26 protein-coding genes are annotated in these 25,577 nt (G+C 73.0%); 17 read left to right on the forward strand and 9 right to left on the reverse strand.

What is annotated here, in order from left to right:
* The first annotated feature begins 24 nt into the window (after nucleotides 1–24).
* Both COUCH_RS20780 and COUCH_RS20785 read left to right on the forward strand, forming a co-directional pair.
* Nucleotides 25–633, forward strand: a complete 609-nt coding sequence (locus COUCH_RS20780; protein ID WP_249606845.1) for an HIT family protein — start codon at nucleotides 25–27, stop codon at nucleotides 631–633.
* Nucleotides 630–1,805, forward strand: a complete 1,176-nt coding sequence (locus COUCH_RS20785) for an amidohydrolase family protein (RefSeq protein WP_249606846.1) — start codon at nucleotides 630–632, stop codon at nucleotides 1,803–1,805. Before COUCH_RS20780 ends, COUCH_RS20785 begins: the two co-directional genes overlap by 4 nt.
* Nucleotides 1,806–1,859: 54 nt before the next feature.
* Here the strand turns inward: COUCH_RS20785 and COUCH_RS20790 are convergent, their stop codons facing one another.
* The gene (locus tag COUCH_RS20790) at nucleotides 1,860–2,258 is read right to left on the reverse strand and encodes an MmcQ/YjbR family DNA-binding protein (protein WP_249606847.1); all 399 of its coding nucleotides are present in this window, start codon (nucleotides 2,256–2,258) and stop codon (nucleotides 1,860–1,862) included.
* A 54-nt stretch (nucleotides 2,259–2,312) separates the two neighbouring features.
* Here COUCH_RS20790 and COUCH_RS20795 point away from each other — a divergent pair, with 54 nt between their 5' ends.
* Complete coding sequence (locus COUCH_RS20795) at nucleotides 2,313–2,705, forward strand: nuclear transport factor 2 family protein (protein WP_249606848.1); 393 nt, start codon at nucleotides 2,313–2,315, stop codon at nucleotides 2,703–2,705.
* 19 nt (nucleotides 2,706–2,724) lie between these two features.
* Here COUCH_RS20795 and COUCH_RS20800 read toward each other — a convergent pair whose 3' ends face one another.
* The gene (locus COUCH_RS20800; protein ID WP_249606849.1) at nucleotides 2,725–3,432 is read right to left on the reverse strand and encodes a DUF1775 domain-containing protein; all 708 of its coding nucleotides are present in this window, start codon (nucleotides 3,430–3,432) and stop codon (nucleotides 2,725–2,727) included.
* On the reverse strand, nucleotides 3,425–3,862 hold the full coding sequence (locus COUCH_RS20805; RefSeq protein WP_249606850.1) for a hypothetical protein: 438 nt from the start codon (nucleotides 3,860–3,862) through the stop codon (nucleotides 3,425–3,427). The genes COUCH_RS20800 and COUCH_RS20805 overlap by 8 nt, the downstream gene beginning before the upstream one ends.
* Nucleotides 3,863–3,954: 92 nt before the next feature.
* Between COUCH_RS20805 and COUCH_RS20810 the strand changes: the two genes are divergently transcribed.
* Nucleotides 3,955–4,869 carry a 5'-3' exonuclease gene (locus COUCH_RS20810; protein ID WP_249606851.1) on the forward strand — a complete coding sequence of 305 codons (915 nt, stop codon included), beginning with the start codon at nucleotides 3,955–3,957 and terminating at the stop codon, nucleotides 4,867–4,869.
* Nucleotides 4,870–4,960: 91 nt separating this feature from the next.
* A complete protein-coding gene (locus tag COUCH_RS20815; RefSeq protein ID WP_249606852.1) occupies nucleotides 4,961–6,103 on the forward strand; it encodes an acyl-CoA dehydrogenase family protein in 1,143 nt (380 codons plus the stop codon).
* Nucleotides 6,104–6,270: 167 nt separating this feature from the next.
* Here the strand turns inward: COUCH_RS20815 and COUCH_RS20820 are convergent, their stop codons facing one another.
* Nucleotides 6,271–6,582, reverse strand: a complete 312-nt coding sequence (locus COUCH_RS20820; RefSeq protein WP_249606853.1) for an STAS domain-containing protein — start codon at nucleotides 6,580–6,582, stop codon at nucleotides 6,271–6,273.
* Nucleotides 6,583–6,838: 256 nt separating this feature from the next.
* Between COUCH_RS20820 and COUCH_RS20825 the strand changes: the two genes are divergently transcribed.
* Nucleotides 6,839–7,291: an Lrp/AsnC family transcriptional regulator gene (locus COUCH_RS20825; RefSeq protein ID WP_249606854.1), complete on the forward strand. Its 453-nt coding sequence runs from the start codon at nucleotides 6,839–6,841 to the stop codon at nucleotides 7,289–7,291.
* A 4-nt stretch (nucleotides 7,292–7,295) separates the two neighbouring features.
* Here the strand turns inward: COUCH_RS20825 and COUCH_RS20830 are convergent, their stop codons facing one another.
* Entirely contained in the window at nucleotides 7,296–9,461 is a 2,166-nt protein-coding gene (locus COUCH_RS20830) for a glycoside hydrolase family 15 protein (protein ID WP_249606855.1), read from the reverse strand.
* Between the two features lie 99 nt (nucleotides 9,462–9,560).
* Between COUCH_RS20830 and COUCH_RS20835 the strand changes: the two genes are divergently transcribed.
* The gene (locus COUCH_RS20835) at nucleotides 9,561–9,728 is read left to right on the forward strand and encodes a hypothetical protein (protein ID WP_249606856.1); all 168 of its coding nucleotides are present in this window, start codon (nucleotides 9,561–9,563) and stop codon (nucleotides 9,726–9,728) included.
* Nucleotides 9,729–9,734: 6 nt separating this feature from the next.
* On the opposite strand, the gene COUCH_RS20840 is transcribed toward COUCH_RS20835, so the two are convergent.
* Nucleotides 9,735–10,451 (reverse strand): class I SAM-dependent methyltransferase, encoded by a 717-nt coding sequence (locus COUCH_RS20840; protein WP_249606857.1) that lies wholly within the window; start codon nucleotides 10,449–10,451, stop codon nucleotides 9,735–9,737.
* 136 nt (nucleotides 10,452–10,587) lie between these two features.
* Here COUCH_RS20840 and COUCH_RS20845 point away from each other — a divergent pair, with 136 nt between their 5' ends.
* The gene (locus COUCH_RS20845) at nucleotides 10,588–10,779 is read left to right on the forward strand and encodes a CsbD family protein (protein ID WP_249606858.1); all 192 of its coding nucleotides are present in this window, start codon (nucleotides 10,588–10,590) and stop codon (nucleotides 10,777–10,779) included.
* A 51-nt stretch (nucleotides 10,780–10,830) separates the two neighbouring features.
* On the opposite strand, the gene COUCH_RS20850 is transcribed toward COUCH_RS20845, so the two are convergent.
* Nucleotides 10,831–12,204, reverse strand: coding sequence for a KamA family radical SAM protein (locus COUCH_RS20850; RefSeq protein WP_249606859.1), 1,374 nt, complete (start codon nucleotides 12,202–12,204; stop codon nucleotides 10,831–10,833).
* 131 nt (nucleotides 12,205–12,335) lie between these two features.
* Here COUCH_RS20850 and COUCH_RS20855 point away from each other — a divergent pair, with 131 nt between their 5' ends.
* The 9 genes from COUCH_RS20855 (at nucleotide 12,336) to COUCH_RS20895 (ending at nucleotide 22,536) form a co-directional block, all read left to right on the forward strand.
* Nucleotides 12,336–13,373 (forward strand): L-erythro-3,5-diaminohexanoate dehydrogenase, encoded by a 1,038-nt coding sequence (locus COUCH_RS20855; RefSeq protein WP_249613769.1) that lies wholly within the window; start codon nucleotides 12,336–12,338, stop codon nucleotides 13,371–13,373.
* Between the two features lie 5 nt (nucleotides 13,374–13,378).
* Entirely contained in the window at nucleotides 13,379–14,920 is a 1,542-nt protein-coding gene (locus COUCH_RS20860) for an amidohydrolase (protein ID WP_249606860.1), read from the forward strand.
* Between the two features lies 1 nt (nucleotide 14,921).
* Nucleotides 14,922–16,472 carry a lysine 5,6-aminomutase subunit alpha gene (locus tag COUCH_RS20865; RefSeq protein ID WP_249606861.1) on the forward strand — a complete coding sequence of 517 codons (1,551 nt, stop codon included), beginning with the start codon at nucleotides 14,922–14,924 and terminating at the stop codon, nucleotides 16,470–16,472.
* Nucleotides 16,469–17,203, forward strand: coding sequence for an OAM dimerization domain-containing protein (locus COUCH_RS20870; RefSeq protein WP_275979949.1), 735 nt, complete (start codon nucleotides 16,469–16,471; stop codon nucleotides 17,201–17,203). The genes COUCH_RS20865 and COUCH_RS20870 overlap by 4 nt, the downstream gene beginning before the upstream one ends.
* A complete protein-coding gene (locus COUCH_RS20875) occupies nucleotides 17,200–17,565 on the forward strand; it encodes a hotdog domain-containing protein (RefSeq protein WP_249606862.1) in 366 nt (121 codons plus the stop codon). The genes COUCH_RS20870 and COUCH_RS20875 overlap by 4 nt, the downstream gene beginning before the upstream one ends.
* Nucleotides 17,562–18,827 carry a glutamate mutase L gene (locus tag COUCH_RS20880; RefSeq protein WP_249606863.1) on the forward strand — a complete coding sequence of 422 codons (1,266 nt, stop codon included), beginning with the start codon at nucleotides 17,562–17,564 and terminating at the stop codon, nucleotides 18,825–18,827. Before COUCH_RS20875 ends, COUCH_RS20880 begins: the two co-directional genes overlap by 4 nt.
* A gap of 569 nt (nucleotides 18,828–19,396) precedes the next feature.
* Nucleotides 19,397–21,013: an apolipoprotein N-acyltransferase gene (gene lnt / locus COUCH_RS20885; RefSeq protein ID WP_249613771.1), complete on the forward strand. Its 1,617-nt coding sequence runs from the start codon at nucleotides 19,397–19,399 to the stop codon at nucleotides 21,011–21,013.
* Nucleotides 21,010–21,819: a polyprenol monophosphomannose synthase gene (locus COUCH_RS20890; protein WP_249606864.1), complete on the forward strand. Its 810-nt coding sequence runs from the start codon at nucleotides 21,010–21,012 to the stop codon at nucleotides 21,817–21,819. Before lnt ends, COUCH_RS20890 begins: the two co-directional genes overlap by 4 nt.
* Nucleotides 21,820–22,020: 201 nt before the next feature.
* A complete protein-coding gene (locus COUCH_RS20895; RefSeq protein ID WP_249606865.1) occupies nucleotides 22,021–22,536 on the forward strand; it encodes an FxsA family protein in 516 nt (171 codons plus the stop codon).
* 427 nt (nucleotides 22,537–22,963) lie between these two features.
* Here the strand turns inward: COUCH_RS20895 and COUCH_RS20900 are convergent, their stop codons facing one another.
* Both COUCH_RS20900 and COUCH_RS20905 read right to left on the reverse strand, forming a co-directional pair.
* Nucleotides 22,964–23,302, reverse strand: a complete 339-nt coding sequence (locus COUCH_RS20900) for an RNA polymerase-binding protein RbpA (RefSeq protein ID WP_015622005.1) — start codon at nucleotides 23,300–23,302, stop codon at nucleotides 22,964–22,966.
* 778 nt (nucleotides 23,303–24,080) lie between these two features.
* Nucleotides 24,081–25,349 (reverse strand): serine/threonine protein kinase, encoded by a 1,269-nt coding sequence (locus COUCH_RS20905; protein WP_249606866.1) that lies wholly within the window; start codon nucleotides 25,347–25,349, stop codon nucleotides 24,081–24,083.
* Nucleotides 25,350–25,577 lie beyond the last annotated feature (228 nt).

The raw sequence follows: 25,577 nt of genomic DNA on the forward strand, positions 1-25,577 counted from the left end.
CACAGCCGTACTACCCTGCGCGCCATGGCCCTGTCTCCCGAGGAGTTCTACGACCATGCCCTCGCCGCCGCGGACGGCGAACGGCGGCTTCCCCTGGCGCGCATGACGGGATGGGACATCAGCCCGTTCGAACAGGACGGACTGCGGGTCGCGCCGCTGCGCCCGCCGGTGCTCCCCGAGCCCGCCCGGCACGGCGAGGACCCGGCGGACTGCCGGAACTGCCGGGCGCGCGACGAGGGGATCTGGTTCAACGACCACTGGCGGCTGACCCGGGTTCCGGGGGTGGGTGTGCCGCTGGTGCTCATGCTGTACCCACGCGACCACCACGACATGGCCGACCTCCCCGACGAGCTGGCCGCCGAGCTGGGGCTGCTGACCACGCGCATCGTCCGGCACATGCAGGCCCTCCCGCACGTCTCCCGGGCGCACGTCTTCCGCATCGGCGACGGTGCTGCGCATCTGCACGTCTGGTTCTTCGCCCGCCCCGAGGGCCAGACCCAGCTGTACGGCTCCTGGCTGACCATCTGGGACGACCTTCTCCCCGAGTACCCGGCCGGCGTCGCGGAGGCCGACGCCGCGACGGTGGTGGACGCGCTGATCGCCTCCCACGGCGGCCGCCGGGCCACGGCGTGAGTGCCCCGCCGCTCGCGATCCGGGCCGACGCCCTCTTCGACGGCGTGTCGGACACCCTCCTGCCCGACCCCCTGGTCATCGTGGCCGGCGCAACGATCGTCTCCGTCGCCGGCGCAACGGAGACACCGCCGCACGCGCGCGTCGTCGACCTGCCCGGGGCCACGCTGCTTCCCGGCCTGATCGACACCCATTCCCACCTCGCGTTCGACGCCGGCACCGACCCGGTCGCCGCCCTGGCCGCGCGTGACGAGGAGGCCGTGCTCGCGGCCATGGCCGCCGCCGCCCGTACGGCCCTGCTCGCGGGCGTCACCACGGTGCGCGATCTCGGCGATCTCCGGTACCTGTCGCTGCGGCTCCGCGGCCGCGACGATCTCCCCACGATCGTCGCGGCCGGACCGCCGATCACCACGCCGGGCGGGCACTGCCACTTCCTCGGCGGGGAGGTGGAAATGTCCGCGAGCGCGGTGCGCGCGGCCGTCGCCGACCGCGCCGACCGCGGCGCCGACGTCGTCAAGGTCATGGCCAGCGGGGGCCGGATGACCCCCGCAACCCTGATGGAACAGTCCCAGTTCCCGCCCGCGGTGCTGCACGCCCTCGTGGACGAGGCGCACCGCCGCGGCCTGCCGGTCGTCGCGCACGCCCACGGCACGGCGTCGATCCGCGAGTCGCTGGACGCCGGCGTCGACGGGCTCGAACACGTGACGTTCTGGAACGCCACCGGGATCGACGAGCCGGGCGACCTCATCGGCCGCATCGGGCGCAGCCGGGTCGCCGTCGGGATCACGGCCGGCAACGCGCCGGCGCCGGGAGCGGTGATCTCCCCGGCGGTGCGACAGCGTACGCCCCGGATCGTCGCGAACTTCCGGAGCCTGCACGAGGCGGGTGCCCGGCTGCTCGTCGGCACGGACGCGGGCATCGAGGCGGGCAAGCCGCATGACGTCCTGCCGTACGCGATCGCCCAGGCCGGTGACCTGGTGCTCGGCCCGCTGGGCGCGTTGCGCGCGGCGACGTCGGCCGCCGCAGCGGCGTGCGGACTCGCCGGGGGCAAGGGCCGCATCGCCGCCGGCTTCGACGCCGACGTGCTGGCGGTGGACGGCAACCCCCTCACCGACCCCGGGGCGCTGCGCCGCGTCCGTGCCGTCTTCGCTCGCGGGCGTCCGGTCGGACGGTGACGCGGCCGGGTCCGGGCGAGCTGCCAGTAGGTCTGCCCGGGCCGGTTGATCCTGTCAGTCGGGGAGCCGGGCGATGAGGAACTTCGGGGCCATCTCGCAGTAGCTGTCCGTGAGGAGCTCGCCGATCTCGGTCCAGTCGGTGTGGTCGCCGAGGACGGCGGTGGCGACGTTGGGCCCCCAGCCGGCGCGGGAGTACGGGAAGCCACCGGCGGTCAGGCCGAGCAGGTCGTCGGCGGGCACGCGGAAGGTCATCAAGGTCGCCCCGGTGACCGGACGGCCCGGGCGGACCGGGGCGCGGCCGGGGTCGACCGGATACACGTGGGCGATCGTCCGCCGCCGGATCCGCCAGCGGACGCCGACCCAGGCGGGTTCCTCGTACGTCTCCGGCAGGGACCGGCAGATCGGTCGCAGCCGGGCCAGGATCGCGGACGGGACGTCTCCGGGTGCCGGCATGGGCCGACCGTACCGGCCGCCTGTGACATTCCCGGCGGCCCGTACGCTCGGGCGGTGATCGATTTTCGCCGCGCGGTGGAAGCGCGTGACCCCGACGCCATCACGGCGACCCTGGCCGGCACCGTGGTGTTCCGCAGCCCGGTGGCGTTCAAGCCCTACCCGGGCAAGGCCCTCACCGCGGCGATCCTGCGCGGCGTGCTGCGGGTCTTCGAGAACTTCCGGTACGTCCGCGAGCTGAGCGGCGACGGCGGCCGCGACCACGCGCTGGTGTTCGAGGCCCGGATCGGTGACGTCACGGTCGAGGGCTGCGACTTCCTGCACCTGGACGAGGACGGCCTGATCGACGAGTTCACCGTCATGGTCCGCCCGCTGTCGGCCGCCCAGGCGCTGGCCGCCGCGATGGCCGCCCAGTTCGACCGGATCCAGCGCGAGGCGGCCGCCGGCTGATCTGCGGCACGCCGGGGCGTCAGGACCGGTTCGGGCGCCGCCGGGCCAGGAAGACCGCGCCGCCGGCCACGGCCAGCGCGCCCACGATCACCCAGACCCACCACAGTGACGTGCCGCCGTCGTCCTCGAGCGCCTTCTCCTGCACGGTCGCCGGTGTGCTCGGCGCGACGCCCGCGGGAGCCGGCCCGGACGCGGCGGGCGCCGGCGTGGTCGCCGACGGCGCGGCCGAGGTGGCCGGCGCCTTCGGGCCGGGCTTCAGGGTCACGAGGGGCGCGGGGTTGTCCGGCTCGTCCGCGCCCGCCTTCTGGATCTCGATCCAGCGCGAGACCTTCCCGTCCCCGTACGTCTCCAGGGTCTTGAACGACAGCCGCGTCTCGCCGTCGGGCAGCTTGGCGATCTTCACCTTCCACACCGCGTCCGCGCCGACCTTGAGGGCCTTGCCGCCGACGGTGAACCCGTCCGCGCCGCGCGTGAACGTCCATCCGGCCGGCGCCTTCACCAGCGTCACCGTGGCCGGGTCGATCCCCTCGGGCAGCACGACGCGCTCGCTCTTGATACCCGCCGAGGTGCTCTCCGCCTCGCCGTGGAAGGTCAGCGTCACGTCGGACGCCCCGGCCCGGTCCTTGTCCGCACTGACCTCGACGTGCGCGGCGGCGGGACCGGCGAGCGCCAGCACCCCCAGCCCCGCGAGCGCACCGACCGCGGACCACCGGAACCCGTTACGCACCCCTGACCACCTTCGCTTGATCTGCCGTCTGCCCGTTGTGCCGGTCGAAGCCCCAGCCCACTGCCACCGTAGCGCCGACCGCCGTCCTGTCCTTGGGCGGCTCCGTGCGCGCCGGTGCGGCGGTGATGCCGATCGCCCCCAGCGCCGCCGTCACGATCATGACCCACTCCTGGGCGTCGATGCGGTCGTCGAGGATCACCACCGCGGCGACGTTGAGCCCGGCGAGCAGCATCGCGACGACGCTCTTCGTCCACGGCCGGTCGGGCGCCAGCGGCACCAGGTAGACGCCCGCCGCCGTCACCACCGCGATCGCGATGGTCACCCACTCCGGACGGCCGATGCGGCCGTCGCCGGAGAGCAGCGGGATGATCACGTACGCGACGGCGTACAGGAAACCGATGATCGCCTTGCCGTACTTGTTGACGAACATGGATGAACAGGGTGCCAGAACCGGCACCCGCGGCTCGCACGGGCCCGGCCGGATCCGGCGTGTTGTCGTACCCCGGGACTAAGGTCTGTGCCGTGACCGAGCGACCTCTGCTGGCCGTCGACGCCCCCAGCCTGTACTTCCGCGCCTTCCACGGCATCCCCGAGTCCGCCGCGAGGACGCAGGCGGGGGAGCCCGTCAACGCGATCCGGGGCTTCGTCGACATGCTGGCGCAGCTGATCCGCACCCGCCGCCCCGACCGGGTGGTGTGCGCGCTGGACGCGTCGTGGCGCCCGGCGTGGCGGGTCGCGCTCGTGCCGTCGTACAAGAAACACCGCGTCGCCCACGGTGACGTCGAGGAGGTCCCGGCCGCGCTGGAGAAGCAGGTCCCGGTCCTGCTGCAGGTCCTCGAGGCCGTCGGCATCCCGGCGTTCGGCGTCGACGGCTACGAGGCCGACGACGTGCTCGGCACCCTCGCGGCGACCCAGCCCGCCCCGGTCGAGGTGGTCTCCGGCGACCGCGACCTGTATCAGCTCGTCGACGACGCCCGCGGCACCCGCCTGCTCTACTGCGGCCGCGGCGTCGCGAAGCTCGAGGACAGCGACGACGCGGCGGTCCAGGCCAAGTACGGCGTCCCCGCCCGCTGGTATGCCGACTTCGCCGCCATGCGAGGCGACCCGAGCGACGGTCTGCCCGGCGTGCCCGGGGTGGGGGAGAAGACGGCGGCCCGCCTGATCGCCCGTTACGGCGGCATCGACGAGATCCTCGCCTCCCTGGACGACCCGGCGTCCGGCTTCGCACCCGGCCTGCGCACGAAGCTGCTGGCGGCGAAGGACTACCTGGCGGCGGCGCTGCCGGTGTGCAAGGTCGCGCTCGACGTGCCGCTGCCGGCGTTCGACCCGGCCCTGCCCCGGGCGCCCAGGGACGACGAGGCGCTGCTGGCCCTGGCGGCGCGGTGGAACCTGGCGGGTTCGGCCCGGCGCCTCGTGGACGCGCTCGCCGCCGCCTGAGCACGGTGCGTCAGAGTTTCAGCACGACGCGTCACATTTGGGGCCGGGGGCGGGCTGACAGGAAAACCTAACGGCCGTTAAGCTCGACCCTGTGACGGTCGAGCGGATCCTGCCAACGGACGAGGCGTACGAGTTGCTGGGGCTGGCCCGGGAGATCGCCCAGGGCGAGCTGGTCCCACGGGCGGCGCGCTACGAGGAACGGGGCGAGTTCCCCCGGGACGTGCTGCGCACGATCGGGCGGGCCGGGCTGCTCGGGCTGCCGTACCCGGAGGCCGACGGCGGGGGCGGTCAGCCGTACGAGGTGTACCTGCAGGTCCTCGAGACGCTGGCCACGTCGTGGGTCGCGATCGCCGAGGCGGTCAGCGTGCACACGTTGTCCTGCTTCCCGGTGGCCGCCTACGGGACGGAACGCCAGCGCAAGAGCCTGCCCGACATGCTCGGCGGCGACCTGCTGGGCGCGTACTGCCTCTCCGAGCCGCAGGGCGGCAGCGACGCCGCGTCACTGACCACCCGGGCCGTGCGCGACACCGACGAGTACGTGGTGACCGGCACCAAGGCCTGGATCACGCACGGCGGCCACGCCGACTTCTACAACGTCTTCTGCCGTACCGGCGGTCCCGGAGCCGCGGGCATCTCGTGCCTGCTCGCCGACGCGGCCACGCCCGGCCTGCTGCCGCAGCAACCGGAGCGGACGATGGGCCTGCGCTCGTCGGCGCCGGCGCAGATCGTCTTCGACGGCGCGCGCGTTCCCGTGGACCGCCTGGTGGGGGAGGAGGGTGCCGGCTTCCGGATCGCCATGCAGGCGCTGGACGCGGGCCGGCTCGGCATCGCGGCGTGCGCGGTGGGGCTGGCCCAGGCGGCGCTCGACCAGGCGAGCGCGTACGCGAAGGAGCGCACCCAGTTCGGCAAGCCGATCGCCGCCTTCCAGGGCGTGGGTTTCCTGCTGGCGGACATGGCGACGCAGGTCGCGGCAGCGCGGGCGCTGATGCTGGCGGCGGCGCGGCTCAAGGACGCCGGCCGTCCGTACGCGGCGGAGGCGGCGAAGGCCAAGCTGTTCGCGACCGACACGGCGATGAAGGTGACCACGGACGCCGTGCAGGTGCTGGGCGGTGCCGGGTACGTCAGCGACTTCCCGGTGGAGCGGTACTTCCGGGAGGCGAAGGTGCTGCAGATCGTGGAGGGCACCAACCAGATCCAGCGCCTGGTGATCGCCCGTTCCCTGACCCGCGACTGAGCGGCGACGACAGCCCTATCCCCATCCCGACAACCTAGAATCCTAGGATGCCTGAGAGGGTGTGCGGCGCCGGACTGCATGCAGGCGGCCGAGGCGGCAACGCTGTTCGTCGACTGCCGCGGACACGGTGACCCGCGTGCCGGCCGCGGGGTGAAGGGACGGGTGGGTCAGGCGTCGGTGCCGGCGGTCAGCACGCCGAGCACGCCGGTGATCTCCAGCGACCGCCGGATGATGCCGTGCACGTTGTCGATGCGGAAGCCGGCTCCCTGGCGGTGGGCGGCGTTGCGCGCGCGCAGCATGATGTGGATGCCGGCCGAGTCGCAGAACTTCACGTAGCGCAGGTCGAGGATCAGCTCCGCCGGCTTCTCGGCGAGGGCCTGTTCGACCCGCTGCGCGACGATGTCGGCGGTGACCAGGTCGAGGGCGCCGTGGAGTTCCAGCCGCAGGATGTCCGCGTCGCGGCTGGCGCTGATCTCCACGTGGTCGCCGTCCTTTCGATGCCCGGGCCGCTGAGGTTCCCGGCCATTCTCACGTGCAACCCCGCCCGGGCGAAGTCCCGGGTCCCTCGTTAGGGGAGCCATCCGCTCCGCCGGCCGGGCGCGCGGCGCCGGCCTGCGGCCTTCCGTGCCTGGTCACCGGCCGATTCGCGGCGCCCGGCGAGGGGCCGGCCCCGGCGTGCCGACCTTCGGCGGCCGGGAGAGCGGGCGGGAGAGCCGAGACGGTATGTTCCTTGCCGTGGAAGAGATCGACCGGGCGATCGTGGGCGCCCTCACCGCGGACGGCCGGCTGTCCTACACCGATCTCGCCGAACGGGTCGGGCTGAGCGTGTCCGCCGTGCACCAGCGGGTACGCCGCCTCGAGCAGCGCGGGGTCATCAACGGGTACACGGCGAAGGTGTCGTACGAGGCGCTCGAGCTGCCGTTGACCGCGTTCGTCGCGATCCGCCCGTTCGACCCGTCGCAGCCGGACGACGCGCCGGAGCGGCTGGCGCATCTGTCCGAGATCGACTCCTGCTATTCGGTGGCGGGTGAGGACTTCTACCTGCTGCTGGTGCGGGTGGCCAGCCCGGCGGATCTCGAGCGGCTGCTGCAGGAGATCCGTACGGCGGCGAACGTGACCACGCGGACGACGGTGGTGCTGAGCACGCCGTACGAGAACCGTCCGCCGCGGATGGCTCCGGCCGGCTGAGCGCTCACCCGTACCGCCGGGCCACGATCGCGGGTTGCTCGACCACCCGCCCGGCGTGCAGGTTCCATGCCAGCCGGATGAACTGGGCGTGCGTCCACGCCAGCGGTGTGGCGGAGAACGTGGGCGTTCCCGGGGTGAAGGTGTTCGGCGGCTGCCGGTCCCAGACCTGTTCGGGCAGCATGTATCCGGGGCCGGTGGCGCGGGCCATCGTGGTCAGCTGGGCGCGTGCGGCGCCGGGCCGGCCGGCGGCGAGCGCGTATTCGCCGCGTTCGCCGTTGAGCAGGGGCCAGGCGCGGCCGCGGGTGATGCGCGAATCGGCGGGCAGGCCGTAGTCCCACTGGCTGCCGTCGACCTTCTCGCCGTACCCGTCGAAGGAGGCGCGGTGCCAGAAGAAGCCGCGAGGGGTCGCCACGCCGAGCTGGACGTCGACGACGCGCAGGGTGTTGACGACGGCGGGGTCGTCGGCGGGCAGCACGCCGAGGCGGACGAGCTCGAGGTAGCTCGGGTCGACGACACGGCGCTGGTCCACGCCGGTGGGCCCGCTGTCGCCGATGTCGTACGCGGTGCCGGCGTCCGGGTTCCCGTCCTTGGTGAGGCGCAGGAAGTACGGCTCCGGCGAGTACGGGCCGGTGGTGGTGACGGTCCAGTCCTTGACCCGGGCCTGCCAGGCGTCGGCGGTGGCGAGGTAGCGGCGGGCGGCGGTGGTGTCGCCGTTGGCGCGGGCGATGGCGGCGGCGCAGACCAGGCCGGCGATCTCGGCGGCGATGGTGGCGGGGGAGTAGCCGGACTGGTTCTCCCATCGTTCCTGGGGGCTCCAGGGTGCCCGGTTGCCGTCCTGGGTGTAGCCGGTGAGGAAGTCGGCCGCGCGCCGGACGTGGTCCCAGGTCGCCGGGTCGGTGCGGCCGAGCTGGTGGGCGAGCACGATGGGCAGCGCGACCTCGTCGAGTTGCAGGCCGCCCCAGACCGGGGTGCCGTCCACCTGGGAGTTCTGCGGGAACGAGCCGTCGGGCTTCTGCTGGGCGTGGAAGAGGAAGTCGAGGGCGCGGCCGGCGCCGCGGGTGTCGCCGGCGCTGATCAGGGCGGTGGCGATCTGGTAGAGGTCGCGGGACCAGACGAGGTGGTAGGGCCCGGAGGGGTCGTCGCGGCCGAACGCCCAGGGCATGGCGGGTGCGGCGACGTACGCGCCGCGGTGGGTCTTGTCCTCGCTCGCCGCGAGGACCATGACCGACACCCGGTACAGCTGCCGCTGCTGGGCGGTGGCCAGGGAGGCCGGGGGTCGTTTGAGGCCGTCGAGATAGTGCTGCCATCCGTACGCGTAGGAGCGCGCGACCCGGTCGAATCCCTGTCGCAGTGACGCGCGGGCGACCGCCTCGGCGGTGCCGGGTGTGCCGAAGCCGAGGGCGAGGGTGGTGTGCCGGTGCCCGGCCGGTCCGGTGAGGCGCAGCGCTGCGGTCTGGACGAGGTTGCCGGCCTCCGCGGCGGGGTAGCGCCCGTCGAGGCGGCCGTCGGCGAGCAGGTCCGTCCACCCGTCGCTGGTGCCGCGGAAGCCGTTGGAGGTGGCCGCGAAGGCGGGTGAGCCGGTGAGGGCGCTGGCGACGGTGCCGTCGGTGGCGAGCAGGGTGTGGCCGCGGGTGCGCCCGGAGTCGTTGCCGCGCGTGTTGGCCAGGGCGGGGTCGTAGACGGCGTACAGGTCGTAGGTGTCGCCGGGGGCGGCTGTGAAGGTCAGCTCGGCGAGGACGGTGGCGCGGGCCGGGTCGGTGGCGTACGCGGCGGTCAGGCGCCAGCGGCCGGAGCGTTCGGTGAAGGTCTGCCGGTAGGTGAGGCTGCGCGGGTCGGTGAGGTCGGTGCGGACGTCGGCGGCTGCGCCGGCGCGGACGGCGTGGCCGTGCCGGTCGGCGATGACGAAGTCGAGGGCGCGGGCGCTCGGGGTGCCGATGGTGGGGTAGTAGATCTCGCCGAGGCCGCCCTCCTTCTGCACGGTGAACCAGACCGTGCTGGCGGCGGTGGTGGAGGTGCCGAATCCGGCCTTGTCGGCGGGCAGGTACTGCTCGTCGGTGCCGGGTGCGCCCGGGGCCGAGGTGGTGGCGGCGCCCGCGGGTTGCGCGACGGTGACGACGGCGAGCAGGGCGGCCGCGAGGGCGTGGCCGAGGCGGGTGCGTGCGGGTGTCACCGTGCCTCCTCCGCTAAGGGGCAGGACCGTCTCTCGGTATACACCTCGTCACCGCGCCGGTCCAGCGCGTGACGGGCTCGGTGGGCGTACGCTGACCTCATGCGGGAACGGGAGCGGGCAGTGAAGAGCCGTGAGGACTACCGCCACCTGCCGCCGCGGGTGACCCCGGAGCAGGTCGTGCCGGTGAAGCCGGTGGTGCGTCCGGTGTTCGACCCGACCGACGGCGACGACGACCAGTGGAACATCCGCCGCGGCTGGACCGGCTGAGCGCGCTCAGCGAGGCAGCGTTGCCCGGGCGCACTGGGTGACGTAGGGCAGCTCGAATTCGTCGTGCCCGGCGAGGTCGGGGTGCGTGGCGGCGAGGTGGCGGACCCGGTCGAGCAGGTCGGCGCGGTCGCGGTCGCCGAGCAGGATCACGTAGCTGCGCGAGGCGACGAGGTCGAGCAGCTGGTCGAGGCCGAGCCGGTGGGTCCAGCGCACGGTGTGGTGCTCGACCGGCCCGAAGGGCGCGCCCAGGTCGGTGCGGCGGGGTTGTTCGGGGGAGCGGAGGAGCTCGCCGAGCCGGTGGACCCAGTCGGCGGTCTCGTCGCGCAGGTTCCAGACGAGGCCGAGGGTGCCGCCGGGGGTCAGGACCCGGGCGGTCTCGGGTACGGCGCGGGCCACGTCGACCCAGTGCCACGCCTGGGCGCAGACGATGGCGTCGACGCTGTGCTCGGCCAGCGGGATGTGTTCGGCGGTGCCCTGGTGGGCCGGTACGCCGGGAAGCACGCGCCGCAGCTCGGTGAGCATGCCGTCGGAGGGGTCGACGGCGCTGACGGGCAGCCCGCGGGCGGCGATCTGACGGGTGAGTTTGCCGGTCCCCGCGCCGAGGTCGAGCACGCGTGGCCGGCCGGCGGGCAGCAGCCAGTCCAGCGCCTCCTCCGGGTACGGCGGGCGGCCCCTCTCGTAGACAGCGGACGCGGTGCCGAAGGACGTCGCCTCATCGCTCATCCGCCCACCCTATATCTCAGGATCCTAGGATGCTCTACGGGTGGTGCGCCGGGGCACCCGGTTTCAACAACGAGCCCTTCGGGCACTGCACTCATCGACAAGAACAAAACAGGTTCGAGTCATCGAGGAGTTGACGATGAGCTTCACTGACAAGGTCAAGAACAAGGCCGAGGAAATGACCGGCAAGGCGAAGCAGGGCATCGGCGACGCCACGGACAACGAGCGGCTCATGGCCGAGGGTCAGGCGCAGGAGACCGCGGCGAAGGCGAAGCAGGCCGGCGAGCACGTGAAGGACGCGGGCCGCGATGTGCGCGATGCGCTGAGCTGATTCCCCCATACAGAAAAGCCCCGGGCCGGCGCCCGGGGCTTTTCGTGTGCGCTATTCGGCGGACTGTTTGCGCCACCAGTCCTGGCCGGACTCGGGCAGCGTGTCGATCGGGTCGTAGTACGCGTACAGCTTGCTGAGGGCTTCGGCGTCCTCGCGTTCGATCGAGGTGCGGTAGTTCTTGGTCCAGTAGGAGATGCCGTGCTCGCGGTCGTACTCGGCGACCATGTGGACCCAGCGTTTGCCGACGAAGGGCACGTCGCACACGATCCGCGGGGTGGCGTATCCGGGCAGGTAGCCCATCATGTCGTGCTGCAGCTGCTGGGCGTACCAGACGGGGACGCGCCAGTGCTCGGCGTTGGGGATCATGTCGCACATGTAGAAGTAGTACGGCAGGATGCCGGCCTCGCCCTGCAGCGCGAAGCACAGGTCGAGCAGGTCCTTGGAGGTGGCGTTGACGCCGCGCATGAGCACACCCTGGTTGCGTACGTCGCGGACGCCGACTTCGAGCAGCGTACGGGCGGCGCGGGCGACCAGCGGGGTCAGTGAGTTCACGTGGTTGACGTGGGTGTGCACGGCGAGGTTGACGCCGCGGCGTTCAGCGGTGATGGCGACGCGGTTGAGGCCTTCGACGACGTCGGGCTGCAGCCAGTGCTGGGGCAGGCCCATGAGGGCTTTGGTGGCGAGGCGGATGTCGCGCACGGTGGGTACGGACAGCAGCCCCATGAGGTAGGTCTCGAGTTGTTTCCAGGGGACGTTGGCGACGTCGCCGCCGGAGACGACCACGTCGCGGACGCCGGGGTGGGCCTTGAGGTAGGCGAGGTGGGCGTCGTAGCGGTCGACGGGCTTGAGGGTGAGTTTGAGTTTGTCGACGGTGGGGGTGCTGTTGCCGACGAGGTCCATGCGGGTGCAGTGGCCGCAGTATTGCGGGCAGGTGCTGAGCAGCTCGGCGAGGACCTTGGTGGGGTAGCGGTGGGTGAGGCCTTCGGCGACCCACATGTCGTGTTCGTGGAGGCTGTCGCGGGTGGCGTGGGGGTGTGACGGCCAGTCGAGGTGGCGGTCGGTGGCCACGGGCAGCATGTAGTTGCGGATGGGGTCGGCGTAGAAGCTCTCGGTGGTGGGCGTTTCGGCCGGGACCATCGTGTTGAGCATCTGCGGCGGGATGAGCATCGACATGGTCGCCAGGCGCTGCTGGTCGGTGGCGAGGTCGTCGTAGAAGCGTTCGTCGAGCAGGTCGCCCATGACGGCGCGGAGTTGCTTGATGTTCCTGACGCAGTTGACGCGCTGCCATTGGGCGGATTCCCACTGCTGGGTGGTGACGTCGCGCCAGCCGGGGAAGCGGGTCCAGTCGGGTTCGGTCAGGGGGCGGCGCTGGTACTCGTACGGCTGTCCGGCGGTGGTCGGGGTGCCGGCGTCGCTGGGAGTCAACGGTGCCTCCTGGGGTTGAGGATTGATCGTTTCCGACGATACTGGAGAATCTGCGGTGTAGAAACCGTCGATCCGGAGGATTTACGGTCCGCCGACGGTCGGACAGGCTGTTTCTCGTGAGGATGGTGGGCGTGGCGTCGGTGGGGCTGTCTCGGGTGCTGGAGCCGGTGGGTGTGTTGCCGCAGGCGGCGTGGCGGCTGGACGCGCGGGCGGAGGTGGGGCCCGACGAGGTGCGGGTGCGGGTGGAGCGGCTGAACCTGGACGCGGCGAGTTTCCGGCAGCTGGCGGGCAAGCACGGTGGTGACGGTGCGGCGGTGCGGGCCGAGGTGCTGGAGATCGTCCGTACGCGGGGGAAGATGCACAATCCGGTCACCGGGTCGGGCGGGATGCTGATCGGGGTGGTGGAGGAGGTCGGGCCGCAGTCGCCGTTGCCGGTGAAGGTGGGTGACCGGGTGGCGACGCTGGTGTCGCTGACGCTGACGCCGCTGGTGATCGACGACGCTCTGGCGGGCTGGGACGGCCGGGGTGAGCAGGTGCCGGCGTCGGGGCATGCGATCCTGTTCGGCCGTTCGGTGGTGGCGGTGCTGCCGGATGATCTGGCGCCGGAGCTGGCGCTGGCGGTGTTCGACGTGTGCGGGGCGCCGGCGTTGACGGACCGGGTGGTGCGCGGGTACGTGGCTGCGGGCCGGCCGGTGTCGGTGGCGGTGCTGGGTGGTGCGGGCAAGAGCGGGTCGCTGGCGTTGACGGCGGCGCGGCTGGCGGGTGCGCGTACGGCTGCGGTGGTGGTGTCGGACGCGGAGCGCGACGCGCTGGTGTCGGCGGGTCTGGCCGATCACGTCGCGGTTTCTGATGCGCGGGATCCGGTGGCGGTGTCGTCGGCTGTCACGGGGGCGCTGGGGGCGCCGGCGACGGTGACGGTGGTGTGTGTGGATGTGCCGGGTTGTGAGCACGGGGCGATCCTGTCGACCGCGGACGGCGGGACGGTGATCTTCTTCTCGATGGCGACGAGTTTCCCGGCGGCGGCTTTGGGTGCGGAGGGCCTGGCGGCGGACGTGACGATGCTGGTGGGCAACGGTTATGTGCCGGGGCATGCGGAGTTCGCGCTGGATGTGGTGCGGCGCACTCCTGCCGTGCGGGCGTTGTTCGAGGCGCGGGTTTCGGCAGACTGACGGTCATGACTTCCCACACGGTGCTGTACACCCACGGTCGGTTCTATTCGGCGGCGGAGCCGCGGGCCACGGCGATGCTGGTGCGCGGCGACCGCATCGGGTGGCTGGGTGCGGCGGAGGACGCGCCGGCGGCGGATGCGGTGGTGGATCTGGGTGGTGCGCTGGTGGCGCCGGCGTTCGTGGATGCGCATCTGCATGCCACGGACACGGGGCTGGCGGCGGACGGGCTGGATCTGTCGGGGGTGCGTTCGGCCGCTGAGCTGGTGGAGGCGGTGGCGGCGTTCGCGGCGACGCGGGCGGCGGGTGCGGTGGTGCACGGGCACGGGTGGGACGAGTCGACGTGGGTGGAGCAGACGCCGCCGGACGCGGATGTGCTGGAGCGCGCGGCCGGGGGGCGGCGGGTGTATCTGTCGCAGGCGTCGGTGCATTCGGCGCTGGCGTCGCGGTCGTTGCTGGCGGCGTGTCCCGGCGTCGAAGGGGTGGCGGGGTACGACGCGTCGGGCTGGGTGCGGGAGCAGGCGCATCACGCGGTGCGGGCGGTGGCGCTGGGGTCGTTGACGGCGGAGCAGCGTACGGGGGCGCAGCGGTCGGCGTTGCGGCTGGCGGCGTCGCGTGGGGTGGCCGCGGTGCACGAGTGCGCGGGCCCGGGTACGTCGAGCGAGGCGGATTTCGGTTCGGTGCTGGCGTTGTCGGGGCAGGGTCTGCCGCGGGTGTTCGGCTACTGGGGTGAGCTGGGCGGGGTGCAGCGGGCCAAGGATCTGGGTGCGGTCGGTGCGGCCGGTGACCTGTACGCGGACGGGGCGCTGGGGTCGCGCACGGCGTCGGTGCGCAGTCCGTACGTGGACGGGCCGGGGTGTGGTGAGGCGTTCGTGTCGGCCGAGGAGGCGGGCGCGCATCTGCTGGAGTGCATCGAGCTGGGGGTTCAGGGCGGTTTCCACGCGATCGGGGACGCGGCGATCGAGGCTGTGCTGGAGGGCTTCGCCGTCGCGGCGAAGGTGGTGGGGGTGGATCGGTTGCGGGCGGGCCGGCACCGCATCGAGCACGTGGAGCTGGCGGACAAGGCGATGATCGCCCGGATGGTGGAGTTCGGGGTGGTGGCCAGCGTGCAGCCGGTGTTCGACGCACTCTGGGGAGGCCACGACCGGATGTACGCGCAGCGCCTCGGGGTGGAGCGGGCGCTGGCGTCGAACCCGATCGGTGCGATGTACGCGACGGGGGTGCCGCTGGCGTTCGGGTCGGATTCGCCGGTGACGCCGCTGGATCCGTGGGCGGCGGTGGTGGCCGCGGCGGCGCCGCGTAATCCGGTGTACCGGATGAGTGTGCGGGCGGCGTTCGGGGCGTCGACGCGGGGTGGCTGGCGGGCGGCGGGGGTGGACGACGCGGGGGTGCTGGCGCCGGGGGCGCAGGCGACGTTCGCGGTGTGGGACACCCCGGGTGGTCTGGAGGGTGGCCTGCCGGCGTTGCTGGCGGGTGTCGACGGTGAGGTGCCGGCGCGGCCGGTGTGCCGCCGGACGGTGTTGTCCGGTGTGCCGATCTACGAGGAGTGACGTGGGCAAGCTGGGTCTGGACCCGACGGTCGTGCGGCGGGCGAGGGAGCTCGCCGCGCGGGCGGGGCAGCCGGTCGTGGATCTGGCGCGGTCGCACACGACCGTGTCGGTGGAGCGGGCGGTGCTGCGCCTGGCGGGGGTGCGCGGGGCGGACTCCGACGGGATTCCGTGGGTGAACCGGCTGGTGGACGCGGTGGTCGCCGATGTGGGGCTGGCGCACGGTGTGGCGGTGCCGGTGTTCGACGCGTTGCGGCGTGAGGGCCTGGACGATGTGACCGTGCTGGCGCAGAAGGCGGCCGCGGGTGCGGTGCGGTTCGGCGTACCGGAGAAGAAGGGTGAGTTGACCGCGGCCCGGCGGGCGGCGACGAGGGCGGCCACCGCGGGGCTGAAGGTCGTGGACCGGCGCCGGGTGGAGCGGGAGCGGCTGGTCAAGCGGTTCGGGGATGCGCCGCGGCGGCCGTGGATCTATCTGATCGTGGCGACCGGGGACATCTACGAGGACATCCCGCAGGCGCAGGCGGCGGCGCGGGCGGGTGCGGACGTGATCGCGGTGATCCGGTCGACGGGGCAGTCGCTGCTGGACTACGTGCCGGAGGGTGCGACGCGGGAGGGGTTTGCGGGCACGTACGCGACGCAGGAGAACTTCCGGTTGATGCGGGCGGCGCTGGACGAGACGTCGCGGGAGCTGGGCCGGTACGTGCGGCTGACGAACTACGCGTCGGGGTTGTGCATGCCGGAGATGGCGGTGCTGGCCGGCCTGGAGCGCCTGGACATGATGCTCAACGACTCGATGTACGGGATCCTGTTCCGCGACATCAACCCGATCCGCACGTTCGTGGATCAGCGGTTCTCACGGCAGGTGCACGCCCGCGCGGGGATCATCATCAACACCGGTGAGGACAACTATCTGACGACGGCGGACGCGGTCGAGGCGGCGCACACGGTGACGGTGTCGCAGTTGCTGAACGAGTTCTTCGCGCACGAGGCGGGGCTGGCGGACTGGCAGCTGGGGCTGGGGCACGCGTTCGAGATCAATCCGGAGTTGCCGGAGTCGTTCCGGCTGGAGCTGGCGCACGCGTTGCTGGCGCGGGAGTTGTTCCCGGACGCGCCGTTGAAGTGGATGCCGCCGACGAAGCACATGACCGGTGACGTGTTCCGCGGGAACCTGCTCGATGGGTTCTTCAACCTGGTGGGTGCGCTGACCGGTCAGGGGATTCTGCTGGTGGGGATGATGACCGAGGCGGTGGTGACGCCGTGGCTGTCGGACCGCGACATCGCGCTGCAGAACGTGCGGTACGTGCTCAACGGCGCGGGGAACCTGCACGAGGACTTCGTGCCGGCGCCGGGCGGGTTCATCCAGTCGCGGGCGCACGAGGTGCTGGGTGAGGCCGTCGAGCTGCTGGAACGCATCGTGGACGACACGTTGCTGGACGCGATCGCGGACGGCACTTTCGGGATCATGAAGCGGCCGGCGGACCGGGGCAAGGGCCTCGACGGTGTCGCGCGGCACGCGGAGGACTACTTCAACCCGGTGACGGAGGTGCTGTCGTGACGATCGTGCGTCCGTACGGGGACACCACCGGTGACGGCATGGTGCAGGTGTCGTTCACGCTGCCGCTGGCGCACGACAAGCGTGCCGAGGGCGCGGCGGTGCAGCTGGCCAACAAGATGGGCCTGGACCCGGCGATGCTCGTGCACGCGAAGCCGATGGGCGACGGGTTCACTTTCTTCGTCGTGTACGGCCGGGCGAACCATCTGGTGGACACCGACAAGGTGCAGGTGGTGGAGCGGGACTTCCCGCTGCTGAGCGCCAAGGAGATCAACGCGGTGATCAAGCGGCGGCTGCGGCGGCGCCTCAACGTGGTCGGGGCGTGCATCGGCACGGACGCGCACACCGTGGGCATCGACGCGATCCTCAACGTCAAGGGCATCGCGGGGGAGAAGGGCCTGGAGTACTACCGGGAGCTCGCGGTGACGAACATGGGCGCGCAGGTGTCGGTGCCGGAGCTGGTGGAGACGGCGCGGGCGCAGAAGGCCGACGCGGTGCTGGTGTCGCAGGTGGTGACGCAGCGCGACGCGCATCTGCACAACACGCGGGCGATGTCGGCGGCGTTCCGGGAGGCGATGCCGGCGGGCAAGCGGCCGCTGCTGATCGTCGGCGGGCCGCGGTTCGACGAGCTGATGGCCGCCGAGCTGGGCGTCGACCGGATCTTCTCGCGCGGCACGACCCCCCGGGAGGTCGCCTCCTACCTCGTCCATGCCCTGATCGGAGCCGCAAAGTGATTACCGTGACCCACCGCCGCTACGTCCCTTATTCGCACGCGCACTACGCGGGAAATCTGGTCGACGGGGCGTACTCGTTGGGGCTGTTCGGCGATGTCGCGACGGACGTGTGCATCCAGCTGGACGGCGACGAGGGGTTGTTCGCCTCCTACGACGACGTGCAGTTCAAGGCGCCCGTGCAGGCGGGCGACGTGCTCGAGGTGACGGCCACGGTCGTGAAGATGGGTACGCGCTCGCGCAGGATCGCTTTCACCTCGACGGTGGTGTGCCGGGGCACGGGCGGTTCGGCGGCGCGGGTGCTCGACGAGCCGATCGTCGCGGTGACCGCCACGGGCACGGTGGTCGTGCCCGTGACGTCTTGAGCCGGGCCGTCTGCGTCGACGTCGGGTCCACGTACACGAAGGCCTGCGGGGTCGATCTCGCGTCGGGCCGGTTGCTGGCGCGGGCCGAGGTGCCGACGACGTCCGGTTCCGACGTCCTGAACGGTCTGGACGAGGCGGTCGCGGCCGTCGGCGGCGCGGACGAGCTGTACGTGTGCTCGTCGGCCGGTGGCGGGCTGCGGCTGGCGGTCGTCGGGTACGAGGCGCTGGTCACGGCGGAGGCGGGGCACCGGGTCGGCCTGTCGGCCGGTGCCCGGGTGGTGCACGTGGCCGCGGGCCCGCTGGACGGTCGGGCGGTGGCGGCGCTGCGCGCGGCGCGACCGGATGTGATCCTGCTGGTCGGTGGCACGGACGGCGGTGACGAGGAGACGCTGCGGCACAACGCGGGCCGGTTGGCGACCTCGCGGATGCGGGTGCCGGTGGTGGTGGCGGGCAATGCGGCGGCCGCCCCGGACGCCGGGCGGGTGCTGGCCGGGCGGGGTGTGCCGGTGACGGTGACGGGCAACGTGCTGCCCCGCATCGGGGTCCTGGACCCCGGGCCGGCGCGCGCGGCGATCCGGGAGGTCTTCCTGCGCCACGTCATCGGCGGCAAAAAGCTGTCGAGGGGTACGCGGTTCGCGTCGCTGGTGCGCTGCGCGACCCCCGACGCGGTGCTGGCCGGGGTGTCGCTGCTGGCCGACGTCACCGCGGCCGGGGTGCTGGTGGTCGACGTGGGCGGCGCGACCACCGACGTGTATTCGGCGCTGATCCCCGACGCGGAAATGTCGCAGGGGCCGCAGCGTGACGTCGCCGGGACGCTGTGGCGCTCCCGCACCGTGGAAGGCGACCTCGGCGTCGGCGTCGGCGCGCCCGGCGTGGTGGTTGCGGCCGCCGCGGAGAAACTCCCGGCACCGGACATCGCGGCCGGGTTGCCGTTCGACGCGGCGACGGACCGGGCGCTGGCCGCCACGGCCGCCGCGATCGCGGTACGCCGGCACGCGCGCGGTCACTCGCCCGGGCCGGGGCAGCCCCGCACCGGCGGCCGCGACCTGCGCGACGTGCGGCTCGTGGTCGGCTCGGGCGGGGTGCTGCGCCACGGCGGCGGCGACGCCGTGCTCGACGCGGTGCTGGGCGACACGGCCGGCGGCTGGGCCCTTCCGCGCACCACGCGCCGGGTGATCGACCGCGAGTACGTGCTGGCCGCGGCGGGCCTGCTCGCCGAAGATCATCCCGGCCCGGCGGCGGCGTTGGTGAACGGTCTGTGACCCCCGGGCGTCCACGGCCAGACACGCCGAGAAACGCGACACGCCCAGGTACGGGGACGCCGGTTGACAGGCCGCCGGGGGTGCGGCGTACCGTCGACGGGTCCTGTTTCGGGAAGTGACTGTTGTTCGCTTCGTTCCTTCGCCCACTGGCCACGCGCGGCAGAACCCGACCGCGCGCGCGTACGCCAGGTCCAGGGGGTGGGGGTCGGCGGAGCGGCGCGGACCGGTCGCACTCCCGGTGGGGCCAGCGGTGGAACGAGGCCAGTAGACAACGGCACGACGCGAGCAGCCAGCGCGCGGCGGGTCGGTCCGAAGGTCCCGCGACAGACGCCTGGCGCACCGGCCCGGGACGGATCGTGGAAGTGCGATCGGGGCGCGGCCTGCAGGCCGCGCCCCGATTCCTTTCTGTCCGCCGTTTGCCGCCGCTGCTTCGGCTTCGCGTCCTCGCCTGCCGCCGCCTTCCTGCTTCCGCGCCGGGTGTTCGTGCTGGTCGCCGGGTTTTCCCCAGGCCGCGGGTGGGCGCGACGGGTTCGTGACCCGTGGCAGGTAGCCTTCCGCGGGTGGATTTGTTGACGCTTCAGCCGAGCCCGGCACCCTCGGACGCCGGCGGGGCCGTCCCGCCCGCGCCGCGGCCCCTGCCGCTGTGGGCGTCCGTGCTGCTGGGCCTGGCCGCGGGCGGCGGGCTGCTGCTGGCGTTCCCGCCGTACGGGCTGTGGTGGCTGGCCCCGGTGTCCGTGGCGCTGCTCGCCGCGGCGACGCACCGGCGGCGGCTGCGCGGCGGGTTCGGCGTCGGGATGCTGGCCGGGCTGGTGCTGTTCGTGCCCCTGCTCGACTGGACCCACATCGCCGCCGGGTGGCTGCCGTGGATGCTGCTGTCGTTCGCGCAGGCCGCCTATCTCGGCCTGCTGGGGCTCGCCTCGGCGTGGCTGTCGCCGCTGATCGACCGCGTCCGCGCGCTGTGGCCGCTGCTGACCGGGCTGCTGTGGGTGACGCAGGAGGCGCTGCGCGACCGGGCGCCGTTCGGCGGGTTCCCGTGGGGGCGGCTGGCGTTCAGCCAGGGTGACGCGCCGGCGCTGCGGCTGGCGGTGCTCGGCGGGGCGCCGCTGGTGACGTTCGCCGCCGCCGCGGCCGGTGGTGCCCTCGTCGCGCTGGCCTGGCGCACGTGGCGGCCCCGCACCTGGTTGCCCGCCGCCGGGTTCGCGCTGGCCGCGGCCGTGATCATCGTCGGGCCGGCGCTCGTGCCGACGGCGCACCCGGCGCAGCAGACCCGCACGGTCGCGATCGTGCAGGGCAACGTGCCGCGCCTCGGCCTGGACTTCAACGCCCAGCGGGCCGCGGTGCTGCTCAACCACGTGCGCGCCACCGAGGCGCTCGCCGAGCAGGTGCGCCAGGGCAGCCGGCCGAAACCGGAGCTGGTGATCTGGCCGGAGAATTCCAGCGACATCGACCCGCTGCGCAACCAGGACGCCGCCCAGCAGATCGCCGGCGCCGCGAAAGCGATCGGCGTGCCCATCCTCGTGGGCGCCGTGCTGCGCGGCGACGTGCCCGGCGAGATCCGCAACGCCGGCATCCTGTGGATGCCGGTCACCGGCCCGGACCTCGACCAGGTGTACGTCAAACGCCACCCCGTGCCGTTCGCGGAGTACATGCCGTTGCGCCCGATCGCGCGGTTCGTGTCCGACAAAGTGGACCTCGTGCAGAACATGGTCGCCGGGGACCACCCGGGCGTCGTGCGTACCCCCGCGGTGACCCTCGGCGACGTGATCTGCTTCGAGGTCGCGTACGACGACATCGTGCGCGAGACTGTCACCGGCGGGGCGCAGATCCTCGCCGTGCAGACCAACAACGCGACCTTCAACGAGGCCGAAGCCCGCCAGCAGCTCGCCATGGTGCAGTTGCGCGCGGTCGAGCACGGCCGCGAAGCCCTGATGGTCTCCACCGTCGGGGTGTCCGCGTTCGCCGCCGCCGACGGCACCGTGCACGGCGCGACCGGCTTCAATGTGGACGCCGTGGTCCTGCATGACATGCGCGTGGGCGGACCGCGTACGCTGGCCACTCGTCTGGGACATTGGCCGGAGATCGCAGCGGTCGCGCTGACTGTGCTCGCCCTGGCCGCGGCGGCCCCGCTGCGGCGGCGGCGCAGGAACGACACGGCCGCCACAGAGGGAACGACGGAGGAACGGTGAGCGACGCAGATCCGACGACGACGGGCTCGGAGGGATACCCCGGGGTCGGCCGCGTGCTCGTGGTCATCCCCACCTACAACGAGGCCGAGAACGTCCGGCTCATCACCGACCGGGTACGCCGCGCCGTTCCCTCGGTGGACATCCTCGTCGCCGACGACAATTCGCCCGACGGCACCGGCGCCATCGCCGACGAGATCTCCGCCGCCGACGACCACGTGTTCGTGCTGCACCGCGCCGGTAAGGAAGGCCTCGGCGCCGCGTACGTCGCCGGTTTCGCCTGGGCCAAGGACAAGGGCTACGACGCCGTCGTGGAGATGGACGCCGACGGCTCGCACGCCCCGGAAGAGCTGCCGAAACTGCTCGACGCGCTGCGCGACACCGACGCGGTGCTCGGCACCCGCTACATCCCCGGCGGCAGCGTGCACAACTGGCCCCTGCACCGGCTCCTGCTCTCGCGCGGCGGCAACATCTACATCCGCATGGCGCTGGGCATGCCGTTCAAGGACGCCACGGGTGGCTACCGCGCGTACCGCATGCCCGTGCTCGACGCGATCGACGTGTCGACGGTGGCGTCGCAGGGCTACTCGTTCCAGGTCGAGCTGGCCTGGCGCACGTACCGGCACGGCTTCCGCATGGCCGAGGTCCCGATCACGTTCACCGAGCGGGAGCACGGCGTCAGCAAGATGAGCGGCAACATCTTCAAGGAGCAGCTGCTGCGGGTGACCGTGTGGGGTGCCGCGGCACGCCGGGATGCGCTGATGAGCAAGCTCGGACGCAAGCCGAAGCAGCCGTCGACCTGGCCCTGACCGGGGTTCCCACCGGCCCGCGGCCCGTCGACCGGCTCCCGCTGTGACCGGGGGTTTCGCCCGGACCACGGCCTCTGCCGCGGCACGGGGCCGTCCCTTCGACCGCGGCTTGCCGGGTACGGGGCGCCGGCGCACAGCTTTCGCTCAGCCTGTGCGTGTCATGCTGGGATGGTCGGTGTGACACCCGGGAGGGTGATGAGAATGCGTCGGGTCCTGGCCCTGCTCCCCGTGGGGCTGCTGCTGCTCGCGGCGGCCGAGATCGTGGTGTTCGCCGCGGTCGCCCACGCCCTCGGCGCCGGCTGGGCGGTGCTGCTGCTGGCCGCGTCCAGCGTCGCCGGCCTGGCCCTGCTGCGCCGCGAAGGCATCCGAGGCTGGCGCTCGTTCCGCGCCGCCGCCGAAGCCGGCCGCCCGCCCGGCGCGCAGGTCAGCAACTCCCTGGTGGGCCTGCTCGGCGCATTGCTGCTGGCCATGCCCGGCTTCCTCACCGCGGTCACCGGCCTCGTGCTGATCATCCCGCCGGGCCGCTACCTGGCCCGCCGCGGTGTGGAACGCGCCGCGGAACGGCGCCTGTCGGCCACGGTCGCCGGTGACCTGTTCGGCCCCCGGCACGTCCGCGTCCACCAGGCCGACCCGGTCGACGACCCGGCCCCGGCACCCCGCGCACCCTCCCGCGAAATCATCTCCGGCGAGGTCGTCGAAGGAGACATCGTCCGCTGAGCTGCGGCAGGTCGGTGCCCGCATCAAAACACGGCCGACGACGATGATCTCGCGCCCGCAGAGCCGCCGGCCGTGTCGCCCCCGGTGTAGCAGACATCCGCCCCACCCGCTGCCGATCACGCCGTCACCGACCCGCCGCCCGGCCGGCCCTTCTCGCCGCGCGATCGCTCACCCCGCCGCTTTGCCGCCCGACCGCGCGACGCAGCGTCGTCGCGCGACCGTTCGACGCAACGCCTAGCCGCCGCGATCGCTCAGCCCGCAGCGTCGTCGCGCGACCGTTCGACCCGCCGGCCTCGTCGCCGCGGTCGCTCACCCCGCCGCTTTGCCGCGCGTGGCACAACCCACGGCTTCTCGGCGCGACGGGTTCCGGACACAGCAAATCGCCGCCCCACCACGTCGGTGGAACGGCGATCAGGTGTGCCGCGGGTCAGCGCCCCCGGCGGGTGCGAACCTCCTGGAGCCGCTCGTTGAGGATGTCCTCCAGCTCCGAGATCGACCGGCGCTCCAGCAGCATGTCCCAGTGGGTACGCGGCGGCTTGGCCTTCTTCTGCTCCGGCTCGTTGCCGTCGACCAGTCGCGCGACGCTGCCGTCGAACTTGCACTCCCAGGTGATCGGCACCTCGGCATCGACGGCGAACGGCACCTCGAACTGGTGACCCTTCACGCACAGGTACTCGCGGGTCTGCCGGGGCGCCAGCTCCGTGTTGCGGTCGGACTCGTAGCTGACTGCGCCAAGACGGCTGCCGCGCAGCATGCGTTCGCCCATGATCGGCTTTCCCCTCGCTCGTGGTGCTGCTTCCGTTGGTGTAACGAAAGGGACGGTCGCGAGATTCCTGGCGACCGCCGTGTGTCGACGGTGTTAACGCTTCGAGCGTAACCGGCACGGCCGCCCATCGGCCGTGTCAGCCCCGTCCTGAAGTGGACCTTGGTCCACTTTACGGGATATTGAGAGACCTACGGATGGTGCGATCCCGGTCACTCGACCGTAAACCTACCCAACGGCCGAACTTCCCCCCGCCTATCGTCCCCCACCGGCCGCTTCTGAGCCAACCGCACCCACCATCACCGGTCCCCAGTGCGATCCGTTGCCCGACACCCGGCCCGCCATGTGCGCAATCTGCCGCTGTCCGCCTCCCCGGCTTTGAACCAGTCGCCGCGAGGTGCTGCACAACGCCTCGCCCGGGATACGCCGGCAGCGACTGTGCGGGGCACGCCTACCCCGAGCTGCTGTCCACCTGCCCCGCCGGCCAGACGCTCGCAGCATGCCGATCGCGCGCGCTGCTGCCCGACGCTCCCGGCCGGCTGCTGCCGCGCGCCGATCGGCCGGCCACCCCCTAGCGGGCCCAGCCGAAAGCCTCAGTAGGCGCCGTCTGCGCTCTCGGCAAGCGGCCGGTCTCCCTCAGCAGGCGCCGTCTGCGTGCTCGGCAAGCGGCCGGTCTCGCTCAGCGGGCGCGGCCTGCGCGCTCGGTGGGCGGGCGACCGCCGTGAGCAGGTGCCGTCCGCAGACTCAGCGGGCGTCGTCCGCGGGCTCGGTGAGCCTGCGATCACCGATTCCCGCTGCCGGATCCCAGTGCCGCCAGCGCCGACGCCAGGTCGCTGACCTGCGCCGACAGCTGTGCCACCCGGGCGTGCGCAGCGTCGGCGTCCGCGCGGGCCGTCTCGACCCGCCGGCGCAGCTCCTCGGCGTCACGCTCGGCGGCCTGGCGCGCGGCCGCCGCCTCGTCGGTGGCCCGCGCCAGGGCGGCGCGGTCACGCTCGGTGGCGGCTCGGACCTCGTCCACCGTACGCCGCAACGCCTCCGTATCCGCCTTCTCGCGGGCCAGGTCCGCCCGCACGGCAACGGTCTCCTCCGCCGCACGCTGCAGGTCGGCGCGGGCCGCGTCCCACCCGGCCTGGGCTGTCACGAGCTCGCCCTGAACGGCGTCCCGCTCCGAGCGGGCGGTGTCCCGCTCGGCCCGGGCCGTACGCAGCTCGGACAGCGCCTGCTCGAGCTCACGGGCGCGCGTGTCGGCCTCGTGCCGTGCGTCGCCCAGCTCCTTGCGTACGGAATCGGTCTCACGGCGGGCCGCGTCCAGCTCGCGCCGCAGCTCATCGGCCTCCCGCCGCGCAGCGTCGCGATCCGCTTCGGCCTGCACCCGCAGGGCAGCGGCCGCGCTCGCCGCGGCCTGGGCCTCGTCGCGGGCCGCGACCGCCCGCCGTGCGTCCGCGGATGCCGTCTCCGCCAGGCGCCGTGCCGTGTCCGCGGCCTGCAGAGCGTCATCGCGCTCGGCGCGCGCGACCACCGCCTCCTGCACGGCGGCCCCGGCGGCCTCCGCGGCCCGATCGGCGTCCCGGCGCGCCTCGTCCCGCTCCGTGTGCGCGGCTGCGACCAGCCGCGACGTCTCGGCGCGCACCTCCGCCACCTGACGTTCCACGCCCGCCGGGGACATCTCCGCGTGCAGTGCCTCGCTCAGCGTGCCGACCAGCTGATCGAGGCGGTCCACGACCTCCCACGTCCGCGCGACCTGACCGGCCAGGCCCGGCGACGACCGGTGCCGCATCCGCACGTTGCGCGACGCGCGCTGGCACTCGCCGTCGTTGTCCCGGCAGTACCGGAACGGGCGCCCGGCGGAGGCCCGCTGCGGAACGGGACGCCCGCAGTGCGCGCACGGCCGCGTCTCGGGGGCGGGTTCAGCGTGAGCGAGGACCTCGCCGTAGGTGGCCGGGCCGTCGTCGTGCTGGTCCGAGTGGTCCGGCTGGTCGGGGACGGTGACCGTCAGCACGGAACGCGGCTGGACCGGCCGCGTCGTCGGGGAAGCATCGTCGTGTGCCATCGCGACCCGACCCTAACGGCACCCACCGACACTTTCCGGCAACCGCGCCGGTGGCGGAGATGTCCCCGGCACAGCCGCGTGGCTGAGATCGCGGCGATTGCAGGCGGCGGGCACCGTGTGAGTCGGTCAGCCTGCAGGCCGGCAGGTGCAACCGCGGCGACCGGGCCGTCACGACGGCCGCGGTCAGTCCGCCGACCGGGAGCAGCTGCGGGCCACTTCGACCGTCAC

It is taken from the genome of Couchioplanes caeruleus (assembly GCF_023499255.1).
GTDB lineage: Bacteria > Actinomycetota > Actinomycetes > Mycobacteriales > Micromonosporaceae > Actinoplanes > Actinoplanes caeruleus_A.